Origin of the sequence: Paeniclostridium hominis (assembly GCF_014306135.1) — a bacterium.
Lineage (GTDB): Bacteria > Bacillota > Clostridia > Peptostreptococcales > Peptostreptococcaceae > Paraclostridium > Paraclostridium hominis.
In genome coordinates, this window is the sequence record NZ_JACRWD010000001.1 from 1,046,101 (window position 1) to 1,071,382 (window position 25,282).

General features: G+C 25.7%; 31 protein-coding genes. 14 read left to right on the top strand and 17 right to left on the bottom strand.

Annotation, left to right across the window (positions count from 1 at the left end):
- Positions 1 to 12: 12 nt before the first annotated feature.
- On the top strand, positions 13 to 1,077 hold the full coding sequence (locus H8891_RS04890; protein WP_187005439.1) for a M42 family metallopeptidase: 1,065 nt from the start codon (positions 13 to 15) through the stop codon (positions 1,075 to 1,077).
- Between the two features lie 31 nt (positions 1,078 to 1,108).
- Here the strand turns inward: H8891_RS04890 and H8891_RS04895 are convergent, their stop codons facing one another.
- Together H8891_RS04895 and H8891_RS04900 are read right to left on the bottom strand one after the other, a co-directional pair.
- Positions 1,109 to 1,624, bottom strand: a complete 516-nt coding sequence (locus H8891_RS04895; protein WP_187005440.1) for a permease — start codon at positions 1,622 to 1,624, stop codon at positions 1,109 to 1,111.
- The gene (locus H8891_RS04900; protein ID WP_187005441.1) at positions 1,624 to 2,103 is read right to left on the bottom strand and encodes a permease; all 480 of its coding nucleotides are present in this window, start codon (positions 2,101 to 2,103) and stop codon (positions 1,624 to 1,626) included. Before H8891_RS04900 ends, H8891_RS04895 begins: the two co-directional genes overlap by 1 nt.
- A 390-nt stretch (positions 2,104 to 2,493) precedes the next feature.
- Here H8891_RS04900 and nhaA point away from each other — a divergent pair, with 390 nt between their 5' ends.
- The 5 genes from nhaA to H8891_RS04925 all read left to right on the top strand — a co-directional run bounded on the left by nhaA (position 2,494) and on the right by H8891_RS04925 (position 6,719).
- Positions 2,494 to 3,657: a Na+/H+ antiporter NhaA gene (gene nhaA / locus H8891_RS04905; protein ID WP_187005970.1), complete on the top strand. Its 1,164-nt coding sequence runs from the start codon at positions 2,494 to 2,496 to the stop codon at positions 3,655 to 3,657.
- Positions 3,658 to 3,789: 132 nt separating this feature from the next.
- Positions 3,790 to 4,602, top strand: a complete 813-nt coding sequence (yqeB, locus tag H8891_RS04910; RefSeq protein ID WP_187005442.1) for a selenium-dependent molybdenum cofactor biosynthesis protein YqeB — start codon at positions 3,790 to 3,792, stop codon at positions 4,600 to 4,602.
- A complete protein-coding gene (locus H8891_RS04915; protein ID WP_187005443.1) occupies positions 4,603 to 5,403 on the top strand; it encodes an XdhC family protein in 801 nt (266 codons plus the stop codon).
- Positions 5,404 to 5,434: 31 nt separating this feature from the next.
- Positions 5,435 to 6,295 carry a radical SAM protein gene (locus tag H8891_RS04920; protein ID WP_147544446.1) on the top strand — a complete coding sequence of 287 codons (861 nt, stop codon included), beginning with the start codon at positions 5,435 to 5,437 and terminating at the stop codon, positions 6,293 to 6,295.
- On the top strand, positions 6,288 to 6,719 hold the full coding sequence (locus H8891_RS04925; RefSeq protein WP_187005444.1) for an MOSC domain-containing protein: 432 nt from the start codon (positions 6,288 to 6,290) through the stop codon (positions 6,717 to 6,719). The genes H8891_RS04920 and H8891_RS04925 overlap by 8 nt, the downstream gene beginning before the upstream one ends.
- Positions 6,720 to 6,737: 18 nt before the next feature.
- On the opposite strand, the gene H8891_RS04930 is transcribed toward H8891_RS04925, so the two are convergent.
- A complete protein-coding gene (locus H8891_RS04930; protein WP_187005445.1) occupies positions 6,738 to 7,505 on the bottom strand; it encodes a lysophospholipid acyltransferase family protein in 768 nt (255 codons plus the stop codon).
- 236 nt (positions 7,506 to 7,741) lie between these two features.
- Here H8891_RS04930 and H8891_RS04935 point away from each other — a divergent pair, with 236 nt between their 5' ends.
- Both H8891_RS04935 and H8891_RS04940 read left to right on the top strand, forming a co-directional pair.
- The gene (locus H8891_RS04935; RefSeq protein WP_147544440.1) at positions 7,742 to 8,017 is read left to right on the top strand and encodes a hypothetical protein; all 276 of its coding nucleotides are present in this window, start codon (positions 7,742 to 7,744) and stop codon (positions 8,015 to 8,017) included.
- A gap of 101 nt (positions 8,018 to 8,118) precedes the next feature.
- Positions 8,119 to 8,352: a hypothetical protein gene (locus tag H8891_RS04940; RefSeq protein WP_147544438.1), complete on the top strand. Its 234-nt coding sequence runs from the start codon at positions 8,119 to 8,121 to the stop codon at positions 8,350 to 8,352.
- 77 nt (positions 8,353 to 8,429) lie between these two features.
- On the opposite strand, the gene H8891_RS04945 is transcribed toward H8891_RS04940, so the two are convergent.
- Entirely contained in the window at positions 8,430 to 8,582 is a 153-nt protein-coding gene (locus H8891_RS04945) for a hypothetical protein (RefSeq protein WP_187005446.1), read from the bottom strand.
- A gap of 146 nt (positions 8,583 to 8,728) precedes the next feature.
- On the opposite strand from H8891_RS04945, the gene H8891_RS04950 reads away from it, so the two are divergent.
- A complete protein-coding gene (locus H8891_RS04950; RefSeq protein ID WP_187005447.1) occupies positions 8,729 to 10,624 on the top strand; it encodes a tetratricopeptide repeat protein in 1,896 nt (631 codons plus the stop codon).
- A gap of 81 nt (positions 10,625 to 10,705) precedes the next feature.
- Complete coding sequence (locus H8891_RS04955; protein ID WP_330606213.1) at positions 10,706 to 11,695, top strand: aldose epimerase family protein; 990 nt, start codon at positions 10,706 to 10,708, stop codon at positions 11,693 to 11,695.
- A gap of 63 nt (positions 11,696 to 11,758) precedes the next feature.
- Here H8891_RS04955 and H8891_RS04960 read toward each other — a convergent pair whose 3' ends face one another.
- On the bottom strand, positions 11,759 to 12,379 hold the full coding sequence (locus tag H8891_RS04960) for a manganese efflux pump MntP (protein WP_187005448.1): 621 nt from the start codon (positions 12,377 to 12,379) through the stop codon (positions 11,759 to 11,761).
- 683 nt (positions 12,380 to 13,062) lie between these two features.
- Between H8891_RS04960 and H8891_RS04965 the strand changes: the two genes are divergently transcribed.
- The 3 genes from H8891_RS04965 to H8891_RS04975 all read left to right on the top strand — a co-directional run bounded on the left by H8891_RS04965 (position 13,063) and on the right by H8891_RS04975 (position 15,716).
- Positions 13,063 to 14,418, top strand: coding sequence for a MotA/TolQ/ExbB proton channel family protein (locus H8891_RS04965; protein WP_187005449.1), 1,356 nt, complete (start codon positions 13,063 to 13,065; stop codon positions 14,416 to 14,418).
- Positions 14,408 to 15,031 (top strand): OmpA family protein, encoded by a 624-nt coding sequence (locus tag H8891_RS04970; protein ID WP_187005450.1) that lies wholly within the window; start codon positions 14,408 to 14,410, stop codon positions 15,029 to 15,031. The genes H8891_RS04965 and H8891_RS04970 overlap by 11 nt, the downstream gene beginning before the upstream one ends.
- Before the next feature lie 85 nt (positions 15,032 to 15,116).
- Positions 15,117 to 15,716: a DNA-binding protein gene (locus tag H8891_RS04975; protein WP_187005451.1), complete on the top strand. Its 600-nt coding sequence runs from the start codon at positions 15,117 to 15,119 to the stop codon at positions 15,714 to 15,716.
- A 337-nt stretch (positions 15,717 to 16,053) separates the two neighbouring features.
- Here the strand turns inward: H8891_RS04975 and lexA are convergent, their stop codons facing one another.
- From lexA to H8891_RS05025, 10 genes are all read right to left on the bottom strand, one after another.
- Positions 16,054 to 16,689 (bottom strand): transcriptional repressor LexA, encoded by a 636-nt coding sequence (gene lexA / locus H8891_RS04980; protein ID WP_147544319.1) that lies wholly within the window; start codon positions 16,687 to 16,689, stop codon positions 16,054 to 16,056.
- A gap of 99 nt (positions 16,690 to 16,788) precedes the next feature.
- Entirely contained in the window at positions 16,789 to 17,928 is a 1,140-nt protein-coding gene (locus tag H8891_RS04985; RefSeq protein ID WP_187005452.1) for a tyrosine-type recombinase/integrase, read from the bottom strand.
- A 649-nt stretch (positions 17,929 to 18,577) separates the two neighbouring features.
- Entirely contained in the window at positions 18,578 to 18,769 is a 192-nt protein-coding gene (locus H8891_RS04990; RefSeq protein ID WP_147544315.1) for a small, acid-soluble spore protein, H family, read from the bottom strand.
- Between the two features lie 97 nt (positions 18,770 to 18,866).
- On the bottom strand, positions 18,867 to 19,127 hold the full coding sequence (locus tag H8891_RS04995) for a stage V sporulation protein S (protein WP_187005453.1): 261 nt from the start codon (positions 19,125 to 19,127) through the stop codon (positions 18,867 to 18,869).
- Positions 19,128 to 19,237: 110 nt separating this feature from the next.
- The gene (locus H8891_RS05000; RefSeq protein ID WP_207723552.1) at positions 19,238 to 20,188 is read right to left on the bottom strand and encodes an acetyl-CoA carboxylase carboxyltransferase subunit alpha; all 951 of its coding nucleotides are present in this window, start codon (positions 20,186 to 20,188) and stop codon (positions 19,238 to 19,240) included.
- Positions 20,169 to 21,077, bottom strand: a complete 909-nt coding sequence (accD, locus tag H8891_RS05005; protein ID WP_187005454.1) for an acetyl-CoA carboxylase, carboxyltransferase subunit beta — start codon at positions 21,075 to 21,077, stop codon at positions 20,169 to 20,171. Before accD ends, H8891_RS05000 begins: the two co-directional genes overlap by 20 nt.
- 16 nt (positions 21,078 to 21,093) lie before the next feature.
- Entirely contained in the window at positions 21,094 to 22,449 is a 1,356-nt protein-coding gene (accC, locus tag H8891_RS05010; protein ID WP_187005455.1) for an acetyl-CoA carboxylase biotin carboxylase subunit, read from the bottom strand.
- Between the two features lie 16 nt (positions 22,450 to 22,465).
- Positions 22,466 to 22,903, bottom strand: a complete 438-nt coding sequence (gene accB / locus H8891_RS05015) for an acetyl-CoA carboxylase biotin carboxyl carrier protein (protein ID WP_187005456.1) — start codon at positions 22,901 to 22,903, stop codon at positions 22,466 to 22,468.
- A gap of 98 nt (positions 22,904 to 23,001) precedes the next feature.
- Positions 23,002 to 23,604 (bottom strand): hypothetical protein, encoded by a 603-nt coding sequence (locus tag H8891_RS05020; protein WP_187005457.1) that lies wholly within the window; start codon positions 23,602 to 23,604, stop codon positions 23,002 to 23,004.
- A gap of 61 nt (positions 23,605 to 23,665) precedes the next feature.
- Entirely contained in the window at positions 23,666 to 23,881 is a 216-nt protein-coding gene (locus H8891_RS05025) for a hypothetical protein (RefSeq protein WP_187005458.1), read from the bottom strand.
- A 192-nt stretch (positions 23,882 to 24,073) separates the two neighbouring features.
- Here H8891_RS05025 and H8891_RS05030 point away from each other — a divergent pair, with 192 nt between their 5' ends.
- Positions 24,074 to 24,352, top strand: a complete 279-nt coding sequence (locus H8891_RS05030) for a hypothetical protein (RefSeq protein WP_147544298.1) — start codon at positions 24,074 to 24,076, stop codon at positions 24,350 to 24,352.
- 7 nt (positions 24,353 to 24,359) lie between these two features.
- Here the strand turns inward: H8891_RS05030 and trmB are convergent, their stop codons facing one another.
- Positions 24,360 to 25,001: a tRNA (guanosine(46)-N7)-methyltransferase TrmB gene (gene trmB / locus H8891_RS05035; RefSeq protein WP_187005459.1), complete on the bottom strand. Its 642-nt coding sequence runs from the start codon at positions 24,999 to 25,001 to the stop codon at positions 24,360 to 24,362.
- Positions 25,002 to 25,072: 71 nt separating this feature from the next.
- Complete coding sequence (locus H8891_RS15465; protein ID WP_270648037.1) at positions 25,073 to 25,201, bottom strand: hypothetical protein; 129 nt, start codon at positions 25,199 to 25,201, stop codon at positions 25,073 to 25,075.
- Between the last annotated feature and the right edge of the window lie 81 nt (positions 25,202 to 25,282).

Below are 25,282 nucleotides of genomic sequence, written 5' to 3' on the forward strand. Positions count from 1 at the left end.
GGGGGATAAAATATGAATAACCAGTTAGAAATGTTTAAAAAGTTAACAGAAGCTAAGGGGATACCAGGAAATGAAAAAGATATAAGAAATTTAATGAAAGATTATATAAATCAGTATGTAGATGAAATCTCAACAGATAAACTAGGAAGTCTTATATGCAAAAAAATAGGAAATGAAGATGGCCCTAAAATTATGTTGGCAGGGCATATGGATGAAATTGGTTTTTTAGTTGCAAATATAGATGATAAAGGTTTTATAACTTTTCAAACACTAGGTGGATGGAATGGTAAAGTTATGGGGAGTCAAAAGGTTATAATAACGACTTCTAAAGGTGATGAATACATAGGTATAATAAATTCAAAGCCAAGTAAAGATGCTAAAGCCTCTATAGATAAAGATACTATGTTTATAGATATAGGAGTTGACTCAAAGGAAGAAGTTGAAAAATTAGGTATAAGGCAAGGAGATATGATTACTCCATACTTTGAATTTTCTAAAATGGCAAATACTAAATACTTATTAGCTAAAGCTTGGGATGATAGAGTTGGATGCGCATTATGCATAGATATATTGAAAGAAATTAAAAATCAAAAACATGAAAATATAGTATATGCTGTAGGAACAGTACAAGAAGAAGTTGGATGCAGAGGTGCAAAAACAGCTTCTCAAGTAATAAACCCAGATGTAGGTTTTTCACTAGATGTAAGTATAGCTAATGATACTCCTGGAAATGACACTAGATTAGGTGATGGTAAACTTGGTAATGGCCCTCAAATACATATATTTGATGGAGGAACTGTAGGTCATATAGGTCTTAAAAATTACTTAGTCAATTTGGCTGAAGAGCTTGAAATACCATATCAAATAAATGCTCTTCCATTTGGTGGAACAGATGCAAGTCAAATGCACTTAGCACATGATGGAGCTCCATGTATTAGTATAGGAATTCCTACTAGATATATACATTCTCATGCTAGTATAATACACAAAGATGACTATGATAACACAGTAAAACTTATGAGTGAGTTTATAAAAAGATTAAATAATGATGAGTACAAAAAGATACTAGAATTTTAATTTTAAATGATAAAATTAAAGGACTATAGGCTTAACCTATAGTCCTTTTTCTATTTACAATATAATCGACTACATATCCCATAATTATAGCCCCTGGAATATCAATAATAAGTCTTATTAAAGTAAAATCAGAGCCTAGCGCACTAACTTCAAATAATAAAGTAGAAAATTTAGTAACACACCAGGCATTTAAAAAGATTATCATATTAGAAAATTTAACTCCTTTTTTTATCAATACAGCAGTAAATGGAAATGCTGCATACATAGGTCCAGCAGAAAAAAATGCAATTAAAAATGTCAAGGTAATTCCTATAACTCCAGAGTTTGATCCCATATATTTTATAAAATACTCTTTAGGAACCCATACATCTAAAAGGCCTAAAAGTATCATTATAGCTGGTAATACAGATAACATTTGGTCTATACTAGATTTAGTACTAATAAAAATATTGATTCCCAAGTTACTATCTACAAAGTATATTATTATACATATCAAAAAACTTATTAAGAAGTACTTATATCTATTAATTAAAAATTGTGCATTCATTATCCTAAAATACCTCCTATCATTATTGCAACTACAAATGAAAATATAAACGCAAGACAGTTTCTATAAAAAGCTGCTTTTTTACCTATATATTTAGCTTCTAAAGATAAAGTCAATATTCCAACCATTGTAGAAGTTGAAATAAAAGCTGCAACTTGAGCATATCCAGCACCACTTTTTAGTAATGAATCTCCAGTAGAAAATGCCACAAATGTAGGTATTGTAGTAATAGACCCTATGGCAGAAGAAATGGTTATTCCAAATAGACCAGAATCTTTACCTATGAGATTTGATATAGAAGCTGGGTCTAAAATAGATAAAATTACTCCCACTAGTATAGCTATAAAAAGAAATTGCGGCATTATATTCTCCAGGGATTTAAGTCCATTTATAAAAGCTTGTTTAGTTTTTTCTTTATCTTTTATAAAAGAAATAATACAAAGAATTATACAAATGCCATAAAGAATAAAAGATGTCATAAAAAACCTCCTTAGTTTTATTAAATATAATATGAGTTTTATTAAATATTAGTGATTTGTTTAACTTCCTAAGCCTTATGACAAAATACATCAAATAAATTAACTTTGAAATGAATTTAAAATAAATTTATTCCTTTAATATTAATATAATTTTAAAAACACGAATAATATATGATTTAAAAATGATTTTGTACTAAAATATCGAAAAAGGTAAAACGAAAATCAATATATATAGTACTAAATTACTAGAAATACGAACTATATTGTACTAGAATTAATGTTAGTTTTGATATTTAACAGTACTTAGGGAGGGAATAGAAATGAATTTAAATTATCAAAATACTAAAACTTTAAAATCATTTAACAAAAAAAAGATAAGGCTAACAGAATCTGAGGCTTTTACCAGGAGTATTATTATTTATAGCTACTGTAGCTGCATTAATAATTGCCAATAGCCCTTTGGTTAGTTTTTATAATTACTTATTTGAAGGAATAATTATATTTAATCATTTTAATTTACATATGATTGTTAATGATTTTTTCATGGCTATATTTTTCTTAGTTGTTGGATGCGAGATAAAAAAAGAAATATTGTATGGAAATCTTTCAAATATAAAAAAAGCTGCATTTCCTATAATTGCCGCTTGTGGAGGTGTTATTTTTCCTGCTATAATTTTTTTCTTATTCAACTCAAAAACTCCTTATTCTTTAGGAATTGGTATACCTATATCTACAGATATAGCTTTTGCTATTGGAGTTTTTATGATATTTAAAAATAAATTAAGTTCTTCACTAAAAATATTTTTATTATCATTGGCAGTTGTAGATGATTTATTATCAATACTCATGATAGCACTTTTATATTCATCAGATTTTAACTATTATGCTTTAGGATTTGCACTTATAATTGTAGGTTTTATAGTGTTATTAAATAAGCTAGGTAAAAAAGATTTTTTAACACCTTATTTGATTCTAGGATTAATTCTTTGGGTTTCGCTTTATATAAGTGGTATACATGCAACTATAGCTGGAGTTATATTAGCTATGATGTTTCCTACTAAGAGAAAAAATAAAAATAGCAAGGTTGATGTAACTAAAAAAGTAGAAAGATTTTTTACGCCTTTATGTAACCTTATAATACTTCCTATATTTGCTTTTTCAAATACAGGCATAAGTTTAGATATAAGTTTTAATATGGCAAGTGCTGAGAATTTAATGAGTGGTGTAATATTAGGACTTGTTATAGGGAAACCACTTGGAATTATGTTATTTACATATTTATCAACTAAGTTTCACATAGCTGAAAAGCCAAAAGATGCTAGATGGTCATCAATATTCTTAGTTTCTTTAATTGCTGGTATAGGATTTACAATGTCTATATTTGTAACAGAAATTGCATTTGAAGGAAATTTACAAGCTATAAATTTAGCTAAATTTTCAATTTTGATAGCATCACTTTTATCTTGTACTCTAGCCTATATTGGTATAGAAACTATGCCTAAGATAGTAAAGATATACTGTAAAAAATCTAAGAAATTAGCATTAAATAAGTAATTATATCAATGAATATCTAAAATTTTAGATATTCATTTTTTTATTTGCAGAATTATGCAAAATTTTTTTAAAAAATATGTATATATATTGTATAATGGTATTAATATTTTAAAAGTTACTAAGGGGGACAAAATGATTGATAATCTTATTATAGTTAGAGGTGCTGGAGATATAGCAACTGGTGTTATTCATAAACTTCATAGATGTGGTTTTAATGTATTAGCATTAGAAGTTAAAAACCCCTTGTCTATAAGACGAAAAGTATGCTTTAGTGAAGCTATTTATGATGGTGAAGTATGCATAGATAATGTTACATGTAAATTTGTAAAAAATGAACAAGAATTAAAAGATGCTTTTAATTTAAGAAAGGCTTGTGTGGCCATTGATCCAAAGGGAGATTTAATTTATAAGCTAAAGCCTAAAGTTGTAGTAGATGCAATAATAGCTAAAAAAAATATAGGAACTAATATTAATATGGCACCTATTACTATTGGATTAGGACCTGGCTTCTTTGCAGGAAAAGATGTTGATTTTGTTATAGAAACTATGAGAGGTCATAATTTAGGTAAGATAATAGACAACGGTTTTGCAATTAAAAATACAGGAATACCTGGTAATATAAATGGATTTAGTAAAGAAAGAGTAGTGTACTCAAAAGAATCGGGAATTATAAAAAACATTTGTGATATAGGTGATATAGTAAAGAAAAATCAAGTTATAGCAACTATAAATACGGGTAATAAATATGTAGAAGTATTAGCTACTATGGATGGACTTTTAAGAGGTATGATAAGGGATGGAAGTAATGTAAGTAAAAACTTGAAAATCGCTGATATAGATCCTAGGGTTGATGAAATTAAAAATTGTGATACTATATCAGATAAAGCAAGGTGTGTAGCTGGCGGAGTATTAGAGGCTATTTTAATGAATTGGAGTGACATATAAATGTATGAAGGTATATTAAAGCAAGTATATGAAGAGCTAGAAAAAGGAAACCGTGTTTGTTTTGTTACACTTACAGAAGTCAAAGGATCTAGTCCAGGAAAACAAGGTGCTATTATGGCGTTTTTCAAAGATGGAACAATAAAGGGAACTATTGGTGGTGGACTTGTAGAACATTCTGTTATAAATAAATGTAGAGACTGTATAAAAAGTGGAGAAGATTTTAACTTTGAATATTCTTTAAATGAAGAATCTTTAGAAGCTACTATGAAGTGTGGTGGCTATATTAAAGGATATATAAAAGTATTTAAGCCAAAGCCTAAACTTTTAATTATTGGAGGCGGGCATATAGGTCATGCTGTATATAAAATTTCTAATAGTTTAGATTTTTATTCTATAGTAGTAGATGATAGAAGTGAATTTGCTAATAAAGAAAGATTTAAAGGTGTAGATGAAGTTTATTCAGGAAGCATAAAAGAAATATTAAATGAAATTAATTTAAGTGATAATACATATGTAGTTATAGCTACTAGAGGATATGAAAAAGATATAGAAGCTTTAAGAGAAATAATAAATTCTGATGTAGCCTATATAGGAATGATAGGTAGTCGAAAAAAATGGAAGTCTTTAAAAGATGAACTTATTAGTGAAGGAGTATCTAGTAACTTATTGAATAAAGTTTATGCGCCTATAGGACTTAATATATCTTCAAGTAGTGTAGAAGAAATAGCATTTGGCATAATGGCTGAAATATTATTAGTAAAAAACAATGGAGAACTTTCTCATAGAAAAGATAGGAAGTAATATATACTTCTTATAAAGAGGTGTTGTAATTATGATGGATAGGTATAATAGAGAAGTAAATAAACTTATTATATCATTAGGTAAAAATTCTATTTTAAGTGTAAATGATTTGAAGTTTATTATAGATGGTGTAACTAAACTTGGTATAAATATGATTGATTTAGATTTAGATGACAGTATTGATGAATTAAAATTATATGATTTAATTTACTATATAAAAAATGAGTGCAATATAGATTATATAAGTATAATAACTGATGGAAAAGGAATTAGCGATAAAGTAAGTAAATTAAAATCTTATGGACTTACTAATATAGCTGTAAGGCTAGAGTCTTTAAAACAATATAAATACAAAAAATTAAACCATCAAATAAATATTAATGAAGTTTTAGAAACTATAGATAAATGTATAAATATAAGATTAAATACAAAAATAATTTGTACTCTTATAAATGATTTTAATATTGATGAAATATTAGATTTTATTTATTTAACAAAATGCTTACCAGTAGAAGTAAACTTTACAGAATTAATTCCAGAATCTAGCTCTATTAACTTTTTTAAAAGAGGATATGTAAATATACAAAATATAATAAATAATATAGAAGGTTTACATGAAATGAATTATGTAAACCAAAGGTATAGATATTATAGTTTAAATAATGCTAAGGGAATAATAAGCATAGATACTCATAATGACTTTAATATTTGTAGAGGATGCAATGAGATTATATTAGATGAAAATGGATATATAAAAACCTGTATTCATTCAAATACTGGTGTTGATATAAAAAATTATATAAATAAACCTCTTATGTTTAAAGAAATAGTTAGACAAGCTATATATACAAAAGATAAAAATAACATTGAAAGTGGGGCATATTATGGCTAAGATTGTATCAATAAATATAAGCGATAGAAAAGGTGTAATTAAAACACCTATAAATGAAGCCAAGTTAAAAGTTGACTATGGGATAGTTGGAGATGCTCATGCTGGTAATTGGCATAGACAAATAAGCTTATTATCAAAAGAAAGTATAGATAAGATGAAATCTAAAGGATTTAATGAATTAAAATTTGGAGATTTTGCGGAAAATATAACAACAGAAGGCATAGATGTTTATAAATTGCCAGTAGGACAGAGACTTCAAATTGGGGAATGTGAAGTTGAAGTTACACAAATAGGCAAAAAATGTCATGGTGGTTGTGAGATAAAGAAAAAAACTGGAGATTGTGTTATGCCAAGAGAAGGCATATTTGTAAAAGTTATAAAAGAAGGTATAATATACCCTAATGATGAAATAAAAGTATTATAAATATAAAAAGTGTTACATCTATATTGATGTAGCACTTTTATTATATTTATTATCAAATTCTAAAATAGTATTTATCATATCTTCTCTTATTAATTTTGCTAAATCCATAGTTTTCATTTTAGGATTATTTATATGTAGATATACAGGTTCTAAAAATTCTATTTCAACATTTATAGATTTAATTTTGCCTATAGGTTCATATCCGCTATAAGTTTCTCTAGAATTTTTTATAACTAATGGAACTATAGGACATTTTGCCTTATATGCAATCTTTAAGGCTCCACTTTTAAACTCAGAAACCAAAGATTTTGAATCTTTTATCCATGTTAAATCTCCCTCTGGAAATACAGCCATACTGTGACCATTTATAATATTATTAGAAGCTTCTAAAATGCTATTTAAAGCCTCTCTATTATTATGCCTATTAATATATATACATTTTATTACAGAAGCCCATTTATTAACTATAGGCATCTTTTTCCAAATTGGTTCATCGGCTATTATACATCCAATAGGTCTATCAACACTAGAAATTAATATATAGCTATCTAACATACTAGAATGATTAACAACAAATAACACCGGTTCTTTAGGTATTTTATCCTTGCCAAGTATATTAACATTAATATTTACTAGTTTTAAAGAATTTTTAGCTTGATTTTTTAAAAAGCTAAATTTATTTTCCATTGTATATTTATCAGGAGATTTTAAAAACTTATTTAACTTAAATAATGATAATATAAACCCAATAAATTGGAAAATAGCAAACTTAATATAATTAAACAATTTAATCAATCTTCCCTTCACGCATACTATAAATATAGTAGCAATATTTCAATTATATACTAGAAAGATTTTAACATAAAATAAAATTTAATAAAAGTTTTATTTATATAAAATAAAAGGAACTAACTAAAGCTAGTTCCTTTATAACTAGGCTTTTAAAAATAATACACTAAATAAAAGTTATATTATTAAATAGTTAAGTCATATTAATAAAAGTAAGAAGAGGAGGGGATTAGGTGGTTAATAGATTTAATAATTTAGAAGAAAATATGCTTTTTAGAATAAGAATTTTATCAAATAGTGGAGATAAAATTTATCTTAAGTTTCCCGTTGAGTTTGTAAAAAGAATGATTAAAATTAATGGATTTAATTGGTTAAATTTAAAAAGTGATTTAATTGACACTGAAAATTTGGCTAAGGTTGTAACTCATGCACTAGATTTTAATTTAACTGGTGATATAGCTCATATACAAACTAAAGGTAATGATTCAATAAAAATAACTATAAGTTAGAACTAAGATTTAAAAATTTAAATTCATTTATACCCTTGAATAAATTTATTTTTTCTTATAATATAGTGTAAACATTAAATTATTATCGAAAGGAATAAGTTATGAAAAATTTAAAAATAAAGCTAACTAGAGATAATTTCAATTTTAGATTTAAACAATATGAAGGTACATATTTCTTTGGTGATGTAAATGAAGAAAATCTGGTTGTAAAGTATAAGATAACTAAAGATGATAAAGGATTAGAGTTAAAGGAATTTGGAAATACCCATATAAAAGATAATATGTTATATATACCACAAATAGAAGCTTACATAGATTTAAATAGTATAAAATAATCACTTTTAACACATATAAGTTTTCAATTATAAATAAATTACCATCGTAAATTTTTTTACGATGGTAATTTTTATATTTAAATATGTATTAATAAATTATATAAAAATAATATGCAAAGTCCTATCAAAGCAATTCTAAACAACATTCCTCCAATAAATCTAATACATTTTATAATTATTCCAATAGCTACTATAGCAACTAATATCTTAAATAATAAATCTAAATTCATAATAATCCTCCTACTAATACTATATAAGATTATACCAAAATATCAATAAAAAATACCTATATACAAACTTTAACTAATATAATATATAGGTATTATGGTAAAATATTGTATAAGTATAAATTTTAAAGGTAGGTATGGAGTAGCTTATGAATAATATTAAATTTTCAATAAAAAAAATTAAAAATATACCAACAGACCCTAAGGTTTTATATACTAAGGCAAATTTCTATATTAAATTAGGAAAACTAAATGAAGCTATCGAGTTACTAACTCAAGCTTCTGTAAGTGATTATAATAAAGCTCAATATAATTTAGCTAAAATATATAAAGATGAAGGTAATCTTGAAGAATCTGAAAAATGGTTTAAGACAGCTTTTAAAAACGGGATAGAAGAAGCTGCTTATGACTTAGGTAATATGTATTATAAGCTAAATGCTTATGAATATTCTATATACTGGTATGAAAAAGTAGCTATATTAGGGCATTTAAAAGCACAAAACAATTTAGGTGTAGTGCACTATAAACTAGGAGATTATAATAGATCTTTAAAATGGTTAAAGGAAGCTAGTGAAGGTAAACTATCAGATGCATTTTATAATTTAGGGATATTATATGAGACTCTAAATGATTGTGATAAAGCTTTTGATAGTTATAAAAGAGGAGCTATATTAGGAAATACTTATGCAAAATATAATCTAGCTTTAATTTATCAAGAACATGATGATTATAAGGAAGCTATATCTTACTACAAGCAACTATATAAAATAGGATATGAAAAAGCATGTTTTAATTTAGGGCTATTACTAGAAGAGGATAATGATTTAGATGAAGCTAAAATTTATTATAAAAAAGGTGCAGAAAAAGGAAATATAGATTGCAATTACAGATTGGCTTATATATATGATGAACAAGAGCATTATGAAGATGCTATAAAATATTATAAAAATGCTTATGAAAAAAATAATAAGTTAGCAGGTTATAAATTAGCAAATATATACAATAAAGATAGTAATTTAGAAGAAGCTAAGAAATACTATAAAGAAGCATCAGAAAATAATATAATTCAGGCTACAAATAACTTAGCTGGAATTTTATTTGAAGAGAAGAATTATGAAGAAGCTATAAAATTATATGAAAAAGCTATAGAAGGTGGCATAATTGAAGCCATAGAAAATATGGGAGATTTATATGCTCAAACTAATGAACTAGACAAAGCTATAAAATATTATTTAAAAATAGATGATTTTTTATCGGTACAAATTAAATTAGCGAATATATACGAGGATTTAAAAGATTATGATAATGCTATAAAATTTTATAAAAAAGCATCTGACAATAATGACGTAGAATCATTGTATAGGTTAGGTGTTATATATGAAAATTTAGAAAACTATGAAGAAGCTAGTAATTTCTATGAAAAAGCAGTTAATAATGAACATATAAATGCTAGAATACATTTAGGAAAAATTGCTTTTGAAAATGAAGATTATGAACTTGCTAAAAAGATGTTTGAAGTTCCTGCAAATGAAGATAATATCTATTCACAGCATATGTTAGGTATAATATATAGTATTTATTATAAAGATTATGTAAGTGCTAAGTACTGGTATGAAAAGCCAAGATTAAAAGAATGTATAGAATCAATATTTAACTTAGGACAATTAAGTTTAAAGTTAAATGAAGATTTAGAGGCTGAGAAATATTTTAAAGAAGGTGCTAAGCTTGGAAATAAAAAATGCCAGTATATGTTAGCAAGCTTATATTATAAAAAGAGTTATGAGACTTATGAAAAATTAGCAGATGAAGACTATGATAACAGTAAAGAAGTATTTGATAAGTTACCAGAACTAATTTTAAATTTTGATCAAATACTACTTACTCCTTTTGAAGTTATAGATAATAAATTAGAAGAGGAAGATGAGTATGTTCCAAAGTATATATTATATATAGATGAAAATTTAAGTAATCTATATGAAGAAAAATTACATAACATGATTGTAGATGGATTTTTAGAATTTAATGTTGATAATATAACTAAATAATTTATTTAGGGGGGGATAACTATAGAGGTTTATAAAGAGTTTGTATTAAAATACAAAGAATCAGATATATATTTATATACAATTAAAAATGATAACGAAATAAGTATATCTGTTCTTAATTACGGAGGAATAATAACTAGAATATTAACTCCTGATAAAAATAAAAAATTTGAAAACATAGTAGTGGGATTTAAAGATATTAAGGATTATATAAAAAATCCATCTTATTTTGGAGCTATAATAGGAAGAACAGCAGGTAGAATATATAAAGGTGAATTTAAATTAAACAAAAATACGTATATACTATCTAAAAACTATGAAAATAATCAAGGACATGGAGGAAATATAGGGTTTGATAAAAAAGTATGGGATTTAAATGTTGTAAAATATAAGGATAAAATTTCTTTACAACTTAAATCTAAAAGTTATCATATGGAAGAAGGATATCCAGGTAATTTAGATATGGTGGTTACTTATACACTAGATAACAATAATAATTTAAGTATAGTTTACGAAGCTACTAGTGATGAAGATACTTTAGTTAACATGACTAATCATACATACTTTAATTTAAGTGGAAACTTAAAAAATCCTATAACAAATCAAATTTTAAAAATTGACAGTGATTATATATTAGAAATAGATGAAACAGGAGTTCCAACAGGTAAACAACTTGATGTATCTAATACCCCTTTTGATTTTAGAAAAATAACTAAAATAGGGGATAGGATAGATTCTAATCATAACCAAATAAAGTTAGCAAATGGCTATGATCATCCTTTTGTATTAAAAGACAATAAAACACAAGATATTATATGTATGAAAGATATTGATTCAGGAAGGTATATGAAAATAACAACAAATCAAAATTATGTAGTTATATATAGTATGAATTTTACTAATGGAGAACTTTTATATAATAATACTAAAAATAATACAAGGTATGGAATTTGTTTTGAAACTCAAAATCCTCCAATAGGATATAACCAAACTTTTTTAAAAAATTCTATTCTAAAAAAAGGTGAAAAATATATACAAACTACTAATTATAAATTTGGATTAACAAAATAATGCATAAAAAAGGTTATAAGAACATATGTTCTTATAGCCTTTTTTATGCATTTATACAGATTTTTACTTAAATAAATCAAATAAAAATCCAGTATGTTCATTAAAAATGTTAAATCCTATAATTATGAGTATCACGCCACCTACAATTCCTGCATAATCTTTTAGCTTATAACCTATTTTATTTCCTATTAAAACACCTATAAAACACATTATAAATGTTATAACAGCTATTGTGATAACAACTGGTGTTATATTAATGCTTAAAAATGCAAAACTAACTCCAACAGCAAGTGCATCTATACTAGTAGCTATAGATAAAGCAATTAAATCTTTCATATTAATATCATGATTAATAGATTTGTCTACGTCCATTGCAATTTCCAAATTATCATTGCTATTGTGTTCTTTACTATCTTTTATAGATTCATAAATCATCTTGATTCCTAAAAATGAAAGTAGAATTAGTGCTATCCAGTGATCAAAAGCCTTTATGTATCCTTCAAATTTTATACCAAGTGACCATCCGATTAAAGGCATCCCACCTTGAAATAATCCAAAGAAAAATGCAATCTTAAATGCAGTTTTTTTAGTTATATTTTTTATTGTTATACCTTTTGTTACCGATACTGCAAATGCATCCATAGATAGAGCAAATGAAGTTAATAAAATTGATACTAAACTCATAAATTTATTCCTCCTTAACTTTTTTTAATATGCACAAAAAAAACGAGACTTATACACGAAATAAATCGTGTATGAGTCTCGCTATTTAAGATTAGACCAGACTTTAGATAGTCATTATGTTGATCTAATCACACATTTTGTGCTAGCTACTCCCTCAACAAGAGCAAGTAAAGTTTATTCAATTCCTTTAACATTTTACATAATATAGAAATTTATGTCAATGTCTAGTTTATACAATTTTAAATAAATGAAGAGCACCCAAATAGGTACTCTTCTATCTAAATTAGATTTGGCAGGGCAGCTTTATCCTGCATCTCTCATCATTACTTAAATCCTAAGTAGAGCATTGGAGCCTTTCCAACTTCAAATCTAACTAATAGTATTATTTACTGAAATAATTTTTTTATACTATAAATAAGTAACATATTAAATAAAAAATACATAATATTTATTAAGATTAAATATTTAACTATTAAAAATACTCACTACATTAAATTTTAGCTTCTAAGTTATCTTAATTAATGTAGATAAAACCCATAAATTCATCAGAAGTAGAATGAGTATAAAAATAGTATTTATCTTAGGAGATGTGCTTAATTTATATTTAAGTCATCTCCTTAATTTTTGTCTATTTTTATAAATTTGTACATATATATTATTAAAATACAATTAAGGAGGTTAATATGGTCAATATAATAATTAATTTATTTGCATCTATATTTACAAATCCTATAACATTAATCTTTATAGGTATAACATTATTATATTCAGTACTAAATATAATTAAAAATAATAATATTTATAGCTTTATAAATGAGAAGCTAAAAGAACTGAACTTAAATCAAGAGGAAAGTAGCATATTAAAAATAGCTAATAGTAAATATGAAAATTATAAAGCATCGTATCCTTACTCACAAATAAATATGAATACATTTGTTGAAGAGGTAATATCTGATTTTTCAAAAGATAAGAAAATAATAATAGACGAGATAAAAGCAATTAAGCATTCACCATCACTTTGTATTTTATTAGGGGTTTTAGGTACATTTGTAGGTCTTACTATAACTCTTGCAAGTATTGATAAAAGTGATATAGTTAATTCAATGACATTAGCTATAGGAAGTATGCAAATAGCCTTTGCTACTAGTATAGTGGGTATAATATGCTCTATACTTATTAATTCATATATAAAATTTAAAAACTGTGAAAATGTATTACTTCAATTAATGCTTAAGTTAGAAAATATAATGACAGTTAAATCTAGTAATGATAAAGGAGAAGTACTAGAATCTAAGCTTAATGAAATAAAAGTTTGTATAAAAGATATAAGTAAAGCTATAAGTGCCATAGAAAGGTTTGATAAAATATCTAAAGATTTACATGATTTTAATGATGATTTTATATCTTCTATAGAAAAGCTAGGAATAATGTTAAATGGATCTCATGATTCTATAAAGAATTTTGATCAAAGTGTAAGAAAATTAGATAAGCAATTTAGTATACTTAATTTAAAATTTGTTAAGCTATTTGATACATATGAGTCTCAAAGTGAAATTTACAATGAAATTATTTTAAATATAAAAGAATCATCTAATTATATTAAATCTGTAAATCAAAGTCAAATTACTATAAAAGAATATATAAGAGATGTTAATGCAGGTTTTGCTTTATATGAAAGAAATATACAAGATCTTATGATGAAATTAATATCTCATGAAAATAATTTACTTTTAAAACAGAAGAATATGAACGAAGTTAATACTAATTTAAAAGATGATATAAAAATTCTAACTAAGACTATTGATGAACAAGCTAAGTCAATAACAAGTCAATTAGAACTTGTATTTAAGTATATAGACCTATACAAAGAAGCTTTAGATATTTCAAAATCATTAGAAGCTAACAAAACTTATCAATATGATAATACAAATGAAGCAGATCAATCAAATGAATTAGAAAATCCCAACCAAACTTTTGATTTAGATGAGTTAGATGAAGAGGAATTAGATCAAGTTGAGGAATTAAGATATGATAAATAAATATAAAAGAACTGTAAATAAAGAAGAAGAACATAGCAATTTTTGGCCTACTTTTACAGATTTATTAGCAACTGTTTTAATGGTTGTTATAATGCTTTTAATTAGTTCTGAAAGTATGGTTGGTGGGGTAGAACAAGGTATTGCCAATAGTATTAATGAGTCAGTAAAAACAACCTTAAAAGAAAATGGAATTCCGGTAGAGATTGATAAGGAAAGTGGAGAAGTAACATTTGGAGAAACAGCTTTATTTGATACAGATAGCTATGAGTTAAAACCAGAAGCTAAAGAAATATTAAAAATATTTGTTCCAAAGTATGTTGAAACTATATATAAGGACTATGGAGACTACATATCTAAGATAGTTGTAGAAGGTCATACAGATGATGTAGGTACATATATATATAATCTTGATTTATCACAAAGAAGAGCTTTTAGTGTAGTTAATTATATTGTTGGAGAAGAAATAGGGGATTATAGATATAAAGATAAGCTAACCAATGATATAATAGCTGTAGGTAGATCTAAAGCTGAACTAATAGAAAGTAAAAATGGAAGTATAGATAGAAATAAATCTAGAAGAGTAGAAATAAAATATGAAGTTAATGTTAATTAAACTCCGAATGTATGTTTGGAGTTTTTTTGTATTTAATACCAAATACATGGTATAATTTATATTGATTAGTTTGGAGGGATGAAAAGTGACAGAAAAACAAAAATTAGATAAGTTTCTAAAGTTACAAGATAAAGGAATGACAATAGATGAGATTGCTATTGAATTGAACTGTGAAGTTAGACCTTTAAGACGTTTTTTAAATAAACATGGTTATAAGTCAGTTAAAGGAAAATATGTTAAAAAAGAAGAAGACAATAGTTCTAATAATATTAAACAATTGGAACTCACTATAGATTCTGGCAAAAAAGTTGATAAAAAAAATACAAATAAAGATAAATCTATAGATACTAAAAAAGAAGCAAAAAAAATTTATACAAAAACTAATAAGGTTTATAAATCTAAACCTGCTAGAGTAAATGTTAGTGCAGAAGACTTAGATAAGCTATGTGAGGTTTATGACTGGTATTTAAGTGTAAAAGATATAAAATCTCTAAACCCTAAAACTAAAAAAGATATTACTATAGAAAAATGTAATATGAACAATTTAAAGGCGACTAGGGTACAAGTAGAAAAATCTACATGGGAAGAGTTTGAAAGATTATGTAGTAACTCTAAGTATTCTAAACAAGAAATAATTACACAAGCTATAAAAGATTTTTTAAAACAATATAAAAACTTAATATAAGTATTAATAAAAAATAAATGAGCTATATAAAATATATAGCTCATTTATCTATATATTACATATTGCTAAGAGTCATGAATAAAGTAAACAAGAGCATAGGGATAAGTATAAATATAGCTATCTTTTCAGAATTTCTTCTCATAATCTCCCTCCTGCAAATTAACTGAAAAATCTATAAATTCTATATGTTAATATTATAGTATATTTATATAAAAATGTTAACTTATTTAATACGTCATTTTATTATATAAATCCATATATAGATGAAAAAAGTGGTATAATATGTAATTAAGTTAGTATAAAAAATAAAGAGATATGTGAACCTACACATATCTCTTTATTTTATTACTCTAAAAACTCCTTTTACATGACCTATTATATTAACTTCTGATGGATCCAGTATTATAGGTTCCATAAAGTCATTTTCTGGTTGTAATCTTATATGATTTTCTTCTCTGAAAAAACGCTTAACAGTAGCACTATCTTGACCAACTAAAGCAACTACTATTTGTGAATTAGAAGCAGTGCTAGCTTTATCTACTATAACGTAATCACCATCTAATATTCCAGAGTTTATCATACTTTCACCTTTAACTTTTAATATGAAATTTTCTTTACCTATAACAAGATTTGCAGGAAGGGGTATGTATTCTTCTATATTTTGTTCAGCAAAAATTGGCTCACCTGCTGTTATTTGACCTATAACAGGTAAGTGTAGTACTTCCTGATTAAGTCCATTAATACCTTCACCTTTATTTGAATCTAATACTTCAATTGCTCTAGGTTTTGTAGCATCTCTTCTTATGTAACCTAATTTTTCAAGTTTATTTAAGTGGGAATGTACAGTAGATGTTGATCTTAAATCTACCGCAGCACATATTTCTCTTACTGAAGGTGGATATCCCTTTTGAGTTAATTGGTCTTTTATAAACTCAAGTATCATTATTTGTTTATTAGTTAAATCTAGATACATGTTATCATCTCATTTCTAATATTAATTTAATTTATTCTTATACTATATATATTATCATATCAAGTACTTTTATACAAACATTTGTTCTTAGAGTTTAAATTACTCATTATTATCGTCTGATTCATCTATCCACTCAAAATTATTTACTATATCTCGTTTAACATTTTTCTTATGTGCTGCATATAACTGAGTTGTTGTGACATTATCATGATCTAATAGGTTTTGAACGTCATATATAGAAAAACCATTTTGAATTAAAGACGTAGCAGCTGTGGCTCTTAACTTATGAGGACTATATCCATTATCTCTAGATGTCTCCATAGAAATTGATGTATATTTTTTAACTAACTGTCTTATTGACTTAGGATCCATTCTTTTATTTTGAAGGGATAAGAATAAAGCATCTTCAACATCTTCATTAAGTATTTCACTTTTAGGTCTTTCATTTAATATATAGTCTTTAATAACCAATTCACAAGTTTTGTTTATAGGCATTAAAACTTCTTTACCTCGTTTTCTGTAAATCTTGAATTCACCTCTAGAAAAGTTAAATGAAGAAATATTAAGTTCACGAAGCTCATTTAATCTAAGACCATAAGTAACAAATAATGCTAGTATAGCTTTATCTCGAAGCTTAGTCTTTTTCCAATAAACTTTTTCTTTATCAGTAAGTCCATATCCAGTTTCAACAGCTTCTAACATCTTAGCAACTTCATCTATTTCAAGACGCTTAATTGCATCTGGTTGAGGCTTAGGAAGCTTAATAGGATTAAATCCATCAGTTATGTTATTTTCAAGTTGTGAATTTCTATAAAGAAACTTAAATAGAGTAGACAAGGATGACTTTTTACGAGCTAAAGCACGATTGTTATTCTCATAAATAAGAGTACTTTTATCAGTTTGTTTGTAATAACGTGTACAATAATCTCCTAAGAATAAATTAACATCTCTTGCTTTAATTTTATTAAATTCATCAAGTGTAATGTCTTTTATTTCATCAGCTATCGTAACTTCCTTAGTTTCTAATAAATAATTACAAAAGAACTGTATATCTTCTAAATAAGCAAGTCTAGTAGTAACTGATACAGATCCTTTTAAATAGATGCAGTAATCTTTCATAAACTTAGGAAGGTTATGCTCAACTTGTATACATTTTTCTATAACCTTATTATCTCTTAAAACTATATTGTCTGGTTTATCTGATTTATTATGTATTTTTATAACCTTATGTTGTGACATATCTTGGTAAATACCTCCAATAAGTAATTTTATTAATATTTTAAATATAGCATAGAGTTTTTTTGAATTCAACTATTCCTTAAATTTACAATTAAGATAAAAAGTGAAGATTTTAAAAGCGTTAAAGAAGCTAAGTTATCTGAAAAATATAAATATTAAATAAAACAAATATTATAGTTAAATTAAGTATCTAACATGTATTAATAAAATTTATAGAATATATGTTTTATATAAAATATAACTTTAAATATAAGTTTGATTCGTAAATAATTTTGGTTATAAAATATAAAAATTAATAAAATAAAAAACAAAAAGAGAAGAAATATATATAATTATATATTTTAGTAAAAATACTAAAAATATATATAAATTTAAGCATATATGTTTTATACAATACTAACTATTCCCTAAATATACATTTAAAGAATAGTTATGTTTTAAAATAAGGACTACTCTCTATTTAAATGTATTTAAAATTATATATTAATATATAATTTATATCTTTTTTATCTATATAATAAAATTACTTCCTAACAATAATTATATAAAATATATAATTATAATTTCATATATCTAAATCTAAATAAATTAAAAATCAAAAAGCCATTTTAAGCTAAAATAAGCTTTTAAATGACTTTTTGATTATAATTTATTTTTTTTCATTTTCATGTAATGATTCTAAGTTTACTTCAAATTGTGAATCATCATTTAAAGCTTTTACATAAGCTGTTCCAATATTATTGTCTACGCTAACTAATTTTACTGGTTTATTGTAATAATACAATGTGACGTTGTCATTATCATTATTATTGCATATTTCAACTGCTCTTCTAAGTTGCATAAAAACACCTCCTTACATTTCTTAACTTATGTTTTCCCATTATACTTATCTTATTCAAAAACAAAAAAGAGACTACTTTTAAATAGTCTCTTAATACTTATTTACAATCAACTAAAAGCTTAATTGCCGTTCTTTCTTCTCCGTCTATATATACATCAGTAAATGATGGAATACATACTAAGTCTATGCCACTTGGTGCAACAAAACCTCTTGCAACAGCTATTGATTTTATAGCTTGATTTAAAGCACCTGCACCTATTGCTTGAATTTCTGCACTACCTTTTTCTCTTATTACCCCAGCTAAAGCTCCTGCCACAGAATTTGGATTAGATTTTGATGAAACTTTTAATACTTCCATTTCAACATCCCCCTATTATATCTTTATATGTTGTGCTATTTAACTACAAATTCTATAACAAAACTAAAAAACCCTCTATTTTAATATGGAAAAATCTATTAAGTTATAATCTAATAGACTCCTATATTTCTAAATTTATTATATCTGTGATTTACTATATCATCTTTGCTAAAATCTTTATAAAAATCAAGCCTGCTTACAATATATTTTTTCATATCGCTTGATACAGCTTCTATATCACTATAAGCCGTATTTAAAGGCTCTTTTATTATATAATCTACAACACCCAATTCTTTTAAATCTAGACTTGTAAGCTTCATAAGATTACTCGCCTCTTTTGATTTAGAAGAGTCTTTGAAAAGTATGCTTGAAAGACCCTCTGGAGAAATTACAGAATAAATGGAGTTCTCAAGCATGACTATCTCATTTGCTACTCCTATCCCTAGTGCTCCACCACTTCCCCCTTCTCCAATGACGATAGATATTATAGGTACAGTAATAGAGCTCATTTCACGTAAATTTTTAGCAATAGCTTCACCTTGACCACGTTCTTCAGCTTCTATGCCGCAAAATGCACCTGGAGTATCTATGAGTGTTATTATAGGTCTATTAAACTTTTCAGCTTGTTCCATTAACCTTAAAGCTTTTCTATAGCCCTCAGGGTGAGGCATACCAAAGTTTCTTTTTACTTGTTCATTTAGATCCTTACCTTTTTGATGCCCGATTAGTGTGACGTTGAAATCTCCTATCTTCCCAATCCCTCCAATTATAGAAGGATCATCTTTGTATAACCTATCTCCGTGAAGTTCTACAAACAAAGAACATATGTTCTTTATGTAATTTTTGGCACTTGGTCTTTTGATATCTCTACTTATAGAAACTTTATCCCAAGGTGATAATTCTTCAAATTTAGTTTTTTCAATGCATATAAGCTTATTTTCTAACTTTTTTATTTCTTTACTTAAATCAAAGTTATTTTGAATAGATATTTCTTTTAACTGATTTATACTATCTTTTAGTTTATTTATTCCGTTATCCGAACTAATGTTCTGTATATACAATTAAGTCACCTTCTTCACAAAAATTTTTTTCACAAGTATAACCATGTAAGTTAAGTATGTTATATAAGCTTTCTTTCATTTCATTTCTATTTACTATCATATCTACAAATCCATGTTTTAATAAAAACTCAGAAGTTTGAAATCCTTTAGGTAAGTCTTGTTTAATAGTTTGCTTTATTACTCTTGGCCCTGCAAAAGCAACTAAAGCATTTGGTTCTGCTAAAATTATATCTCCAAGCATTGCAAAACTTGCTGTAACTCCTCCAGTTGTTGGGTTAGTAAGTATAGAAATATATAAAAGACCTGAATTTGATATCTTAGATAGAGCTTGAGATGTTTTAGCCATTTGCATAAGGGATATAATTCCTTCTTGCATTCTAGCTCCTCCAGATGCACAAGAAATTATAATAGGAAGTTTGTTAACTATAGCATACTCTATAGCTAAAGTTAGCTTCTCACCTACTATAGCACCCATACTGCCCATCATAAAATTTGGATTCATAACACATAAAACAACCTTTATATTATTTATAAGACCTATACCTGTTATTACAGCTTCTTTTTCATTTGTAGATTTTTTGTATTTTAATAACTTTTTCTCATAATCAGGAAAGTCTAGTATATTTTTAAATTCTAAATTATAATCAAATTCTTCAAAAGTATTATAATCGATTAGCAAATTTATTCTATTTCTAGCTTCAAAATCATAATGTTTATTGCACTTTGGACATATATTTAAGTTATCTTCAAGATCTTTTCTAAATATTTGGGTATTACAAGAATCACAATAAATCCAAAACTTATCATCTACACTGTTTTCTTTAAAGTTTTTATTTAGATTAACAACTGCATAATTTTTTTCTTTTTTATTTAAGAATTTCTTAATCATATTAAAATCTCCTTAACTAAGCATTTAAACTTTTAATAAAGTTAGTTTCAATAAACTTTGTATGATGGGAATTGTCTATAAATTCACTTGAGTTAATAAGATCTCTTTGAAAATCTATATTTGTAGTAATTCCTTCTATAATTAGCTCATCTAAAGCTCTACTCATTCTACTTATACAATCATCTCTAGTATCAGCTATACAAATTAATTTGCCTAGCATAGAATCATATATAGGAGGTATTGAATATCCCGGATATATAAATGTATCAAACCTTACTCCAAATCCACCTGGAACGTGTATAGACTCTATTTTACCAGGACACGGCTTAAAGTCGTCATTAGAGTCTTCTGCATTTATTCTACACTCTATAACATGACCTCTAAAGTTTATATCTTCTTGTTTATAAGGTATTCTTTTTTTACTTGCAATAAGTATTTGTAGCTTTATAAGATCTATTCCAGTAATCATTTCTGTAACTGGATGTTCTACTTGTATTCTTGTATTCATCTCTATAAAGTAAAAGTTCTTATTTTTATCAACTATAAACTCTATAGTTCCAGCTCCTATATAATTTATACCTTTTGTTAATGCTAATGATACATCATAAAGTTTTTGTCTTTGAGTATCATCTAAATAAGTACTTAATGATTCTTCTATAAGCTTTTGATTTCTTCTTTGCATAGAACAATCCCTATCACCAAGATGTATAACATTATTAAAACTATCTCCAAATACTTGAACTTCTATATGTCTTGGATTTTCTATATACTTTTCCATATACAAGGAATCATCTCCAAAAGAACATAAAGCTTCAGATTTTGCTATATCAAATAATGAACTAAATTCGCTTTCATTATATATGATTCTCATTCCTTTTCCGCCTCCACCACTAGAGGCTTTAATCATAACTGGATATCCAATTGAATTAGCTAATTTCTTTGCTTCTTCTTTGCTTTTTAAAACAGATTTTGAACCAGGTACAACAGGTACATTTAAATTCATCATAGTCTCACGTGCTTTTGACTTATTACCCATAAGTTCTATTTGATTAGGTGTTGGGCCTATAAACGTTATATCGTTTTCTATGCAAGCTTTAGCAAAGTTAACATTTTCTGATAAAAACCCAAAACCTGGATGTATTGCATCACAATTCATCTTTTTTGCTAAATATACTATATTATCTATATTGTTATAACTTTTACTTATATTATTAGGTCCTATACATATTGATTCATCTGCTAAGTATCTATGTAAGCTTTCTTTGTCTATTTCAGAGTATATAGCAACTGTTTCTATATTTAATTCTTTGCATGTACGTATTATTCTAACAGCTATATCTCCTCTATTTGCAATTAATAATCTTTTAATCATATAACTGCCTCCTAAACTAAATTGTTTTTATTTTAAATAATGGTTGATTGTATTCAACTAAATCTTCATTTTTAAGTAATACTTCAACTATTTCTCCATCTACATCACTATGAATTTCATTCATAAGCTTCATAGCTTCTATTATACAAAGTGTATCTCCTTTGTTAACTTTATCCCCTACTCTAACAAAAGAACTAGATTCGGGACTTGGTGATTCATAATAAGTTCCCATAATAGGCGTTTTAATTAAGTGTATATCATCACTAACTGCAATTGAGTTAATAGTCTCTACAAAATCTGATTTATTAGTGATAGAATCGGTTAACAGTATTTCATCTTTAGTATTTTGTGATTTAGATACTTCTAAAGCAAAATCCTTCTCTTTTAGGTTTACATATGTCAAATTCGTTTTATCTATAGTCAATAATATTTCTTTTATTTCTTTTAAATTCATAATTACCTCCTTGTATTAACATCAGGTACTAATATTATATCATAATTTTAAATTTATAAAACAAAAAAGTGCTACTTTTATAAAAAGTAACACTTAACTTAGTTTATTTTTTTCTCTATAGAATTCAATTCTTCTAGAGTTAAACTTGTTATTTCACATATAAAATTTTTATCTGCACCTTTAAGAAGCAGTTCTACAGCCATTTCACCTTTAGTTTTTTCAAGTTTTTTATTAGGTCTTCTACTTTTTGGTATATTATACAATTTAGTAGAATCATAAGAAATTTTTCTGATTTTAAAATCTTTTAATGTGTCTGAATTAGCTTTTTCTGTGTCTAAGCTTTCATCAGCAAATATAATATGACTATAATTTTTAAATAAAATAAATATAGATGGAATTATAAAATATATTTTAGAACCTAAAAGACCTACTACACTAGTTGCTATTATCAAAATTTTATTTAAATATGATAAAGTAGTATTTTTAGAATAAGATTCAATAGCTCCTAATAGTGTTATTATTATACACAAAGGTATTAATATATAACTAGCTATAAATCCACCTATACCAATTTCATCTAAATTTTTAAATATATGACCATATACAGCCATATCCCCATTTAAATAAGCCCATATACATGCAATTAATCCTAGAATTCCTCCGAGTGATTGAGTGTACCAATTTAAAAATGCTCTATCCATATTAGTTCCCCCGTAATAAAATATTATCATATAAGATAATATGCACTTATTACGAGGTATATTAAAGATATTTTAAATTATTTAGAGCTTCTTCTAGATATGATATATTTTCATTGTTTTTTTCTGATTGTTGATCTATTAGCTCTTGTGTAAATACTTTTGTATTTTCTAGATTATTGTTTTCTATAGATGTGTAGATTTTTCTTAATAGATCATATTCTTTATCAATCATTTGATTAGATGATGATATTTTATTTTTATATAAGTTTATACACATGTTAACCTCCTTTATTAAAGTATTTTATTAATAGTATATATATTTATTTAATATATAATACAAATTATTAAAATTTACTTTAATATATATTATAAATTTAACTTGTTAAAGTTAATTCTTTTGTGTATACTTTTGATAGGTTGTAATTACTGTTAAAACAACTTATCAATTAATTAACAAGGGAGTATGATTATGTTGAACACTGTTGAAACTATACTTAAAATATTATTTACCATTTTATCTTTTATATGGGTTGGGAAAATTATGGTTTTAAGAAGTGATAAACAAATAGTTATAAATCCTCTGCTTATTTCTATATCGGCTATTTTAGTTTTATTACCAGACACTACATTTGTAAATTATATATTTGGGATTAACATACAAAGTATCAGAATAATATTATATTTAGTGTACATATTAATAGTTTTATTTGGACTTTATTGTATAAAAAGAAAAAATGGAGTTTTTTAACTCCATTTTATCTTTTTATACCTTCTACTCTATATATCTTCATACCATAAGACATAAACTTATCTTCATATTCAGTTGTGACATTTCCTTCATAATCACTATTTGCTAAATCAAGTGTTATATTTTTAAGTTTTAAATCAGCTTCTGAAAATTCGTTTAGACTGAATTCAAACAGTTTTTCATTATCTGTTTTAAAATGTATTTCTCCAGATTCATTTAATATAGTTTTATAATTTTCTAAAAATCCTCTATAAGTTAATCTTCTTTTGTACCATCTTTTCTTTGGCCATGGATCACAGAAATTAACATAAACTCTACATAGTTCGCTATTATCAAAATAATCTAGAATTTTATTTACATCTCCCCAAATAAATAATATATTATCTAATTTATTATCAACAGCTTTTTCTACAGCTTTTAATAATACTTCTTCTTTTATTTCCATTGCTATATAATTTATATTTGGATTTTGCTTAGCTAAAGTAGTTATAAATTTACCTCTACCAGTTCCAAATTCAGCATGTATGGGATTATTATTTTTAAATCTTTCATTCCATTTACCCTTTAAATCCAATGTATCACCTTTTATAACTAAATTATCATAACTTAATAATTTAGTATCAGCTCCTTTTTTCTTACGTCTTCTCATAATGTACTCCTAATATTTATTTTATTCAAAATTAAAGAGTATTGGATAACCAATACTCTTTAAAATAGTTATTAATGTCCGCAGCCAGAGCATCCTCCGCCACATCCACCATCAGCTTGATTTTCAGGTGCAACTCTAAAGCCATATCCAGTGTCTTCTATAACTATATCTCCATACTTAGTATGATCTTCTTTACTCATTATGAAGTTTAATCCTTCAACTTCATATGTTAAATCGTCTCCGTTTTGCTCATCCAGAGCAAGTCCAAATGATGGACCGCC

Bases quoted from the DNA above. Each gene is read 5' to 3' on its own strand.
- H8891_RS04890 (WP_187005439.1), top strand. From the start codon at position 13: ATGAATAACCAGTTAGAAATGTTTAAAAAGTTAACAGAAGCTAAGGGG.
- H8891_RS04895 (WP_187005440.1), bottom strand. From the start codon at position 1,624: ATGAATGCACAATTTTTAATTAATAGATATAAGTACTTCTTAATAAGT.
- H8891_RS04900 (WP_187005441.1), bottom strand. From the start codon at position 2,103: ATGACATCTTTTATTCTTTATGGCATTTGTATAATTCTTTGTATTATT.
- yqeB (WP_187005442.1), top strand. From the start codon at position 3,790: ATGATTGATAATCTTATTATAGTTAGAGGTGCTGGAGATATAGCAACT.
- H8891_RS04915 (WP_187005443.1), top strand. From the start codon at position 4,603: ATGTATGAAGGTATATTAAAGCAAGTATATGAAGAGCTAGAAAAAGGA.
- H8891_RS04920 (WP_147544446.1), top strand. From the start codon at position 5,435: ATGATGGATAGGTATAATAGAGAAGTAAATAAACTTATTATATCATTA.
- H8891_RS04925 (WP_187005444.1), top strand. From the start codon at position 6,288: ATGGCTAAGATTGTATCAATAAATATAAGCGATAGAAAAGGTGTAATT.
- H8891_RS04940 (WP_147544438.1), top strand. From the start codon at position 8,119: ATGAAAAATTTAAAAATAAAGCTAACTAGAGATAATTTCAATTTTAGA.
- H8891_RS04945 (WP_187005446.1), bottom strand. From the start codon at position 8,582: ATGAATTTAGATTTATTATTTAAGATATTAGTTGCTATAGTAGCTATT.
- H8891_RS04950 (WP_187005447.1), top strand. From the start codon at position 8,729: ATGAATAATATTAAATTTTCAATAAAAAAAATTAAAAATATACCAACA.
- H8891_RS04960 (WP_187005448.1), bottom strand. From the start codon at position 12,379: ATGAGTTTAGTATCAATTTTATTAACTTCATTTGCTCTATCTATGGAT.
- H8891_RS04965 (WP_187005449.1), top strand. From the start codon at position 13,063: ATGGTCAATATAATAATTAATTTATTTGCATCTATATTTACAAATCCT.
- H8891_RS04970 (WP_187005450.1), top strand. From the start codon at position 14,408: ATGATAAATAAATATAAAAGAACTGTAAATAAAGAAGAAGAACATAGC.
- lexA (WP_147544319.1), bottom strand. From the start codon at position 16,689: ATGTATCTAGATTTAACTAATAAACAAATAATGATACTTGAGTTTATA.
- H8891_RS04985 (WP_187005452.1), bottom strand. From the start codon at position 17,928: ATGTCACAACATAAGGTTATAAAAATACATAATAAATCAGATAAACCA.
- H8891_RS04990 (WP_147544315.1), bottom strand. From the start codon at position 18,769: ATGCAACTTAGAAGAGCAGTTGAAATATGCAATAATAATGATAATGAC.
- H8891_RS04995 (WP_187005453.1), bottom strand. From the start codon at position 19,127: ATGGAAGTATTAAAAGTTTCATCAAAATCTAATCCAAATTCTGTGGCA.
- accD (WP_187005454.1), bottom strand. From the start codon at position 21,077: ATGATTAAGAAATTCTTAAATAAAAAAGAAAAAAATTATGCAGTTGTT.
- accC (WP_187005455.1), bottom strand. From the start codon at position 22,449: ATGATTAAAAGATTATTAATTGCAAATAGAGGAGATATAGCTGTTAGA.
- accB (WP_187005456.1), bottom strand. From the start codon at position 22,903: ATGAATTTAAAAGAAATAAAAGAAATATTATTGACTATAGATAAAACG.
- H8891_RS05020 (WP_187005457.1), bottom strand. From the start codon at position 23,604: ATGGATAGAGCATTTTTAAATTGGTACACTCAATCACTCGGAGGAATT.
- H8891_RS05025 (WP_187005458.1), bottom strand. From the start codon at position 23,881: ATGTGTATAAACTTATATAAAAATAAAATATCATCATCTAATCAAATG.
- H8891_RS05030 (WP_147544298.1), top strand. From the start codon at position 24,074: ATGTTGAACACTGTTGAAACTATACTTAAAATATTATTTACCATTTTA.
- trmB (WP_187005459.1), bottom strand. From the start codon at position 25,001: ATGAGAAGACGTAAGAAAAAAGGAGCTGATACTAAATTATTAAGTTAT.
- H8891_RS15465 (WP_270648037.1), bottom strand. From the start codon at position 25,201: ATGAGTAAAGAAGATCATACTAAGTATGGAGATATAGTTATAGAAGAC.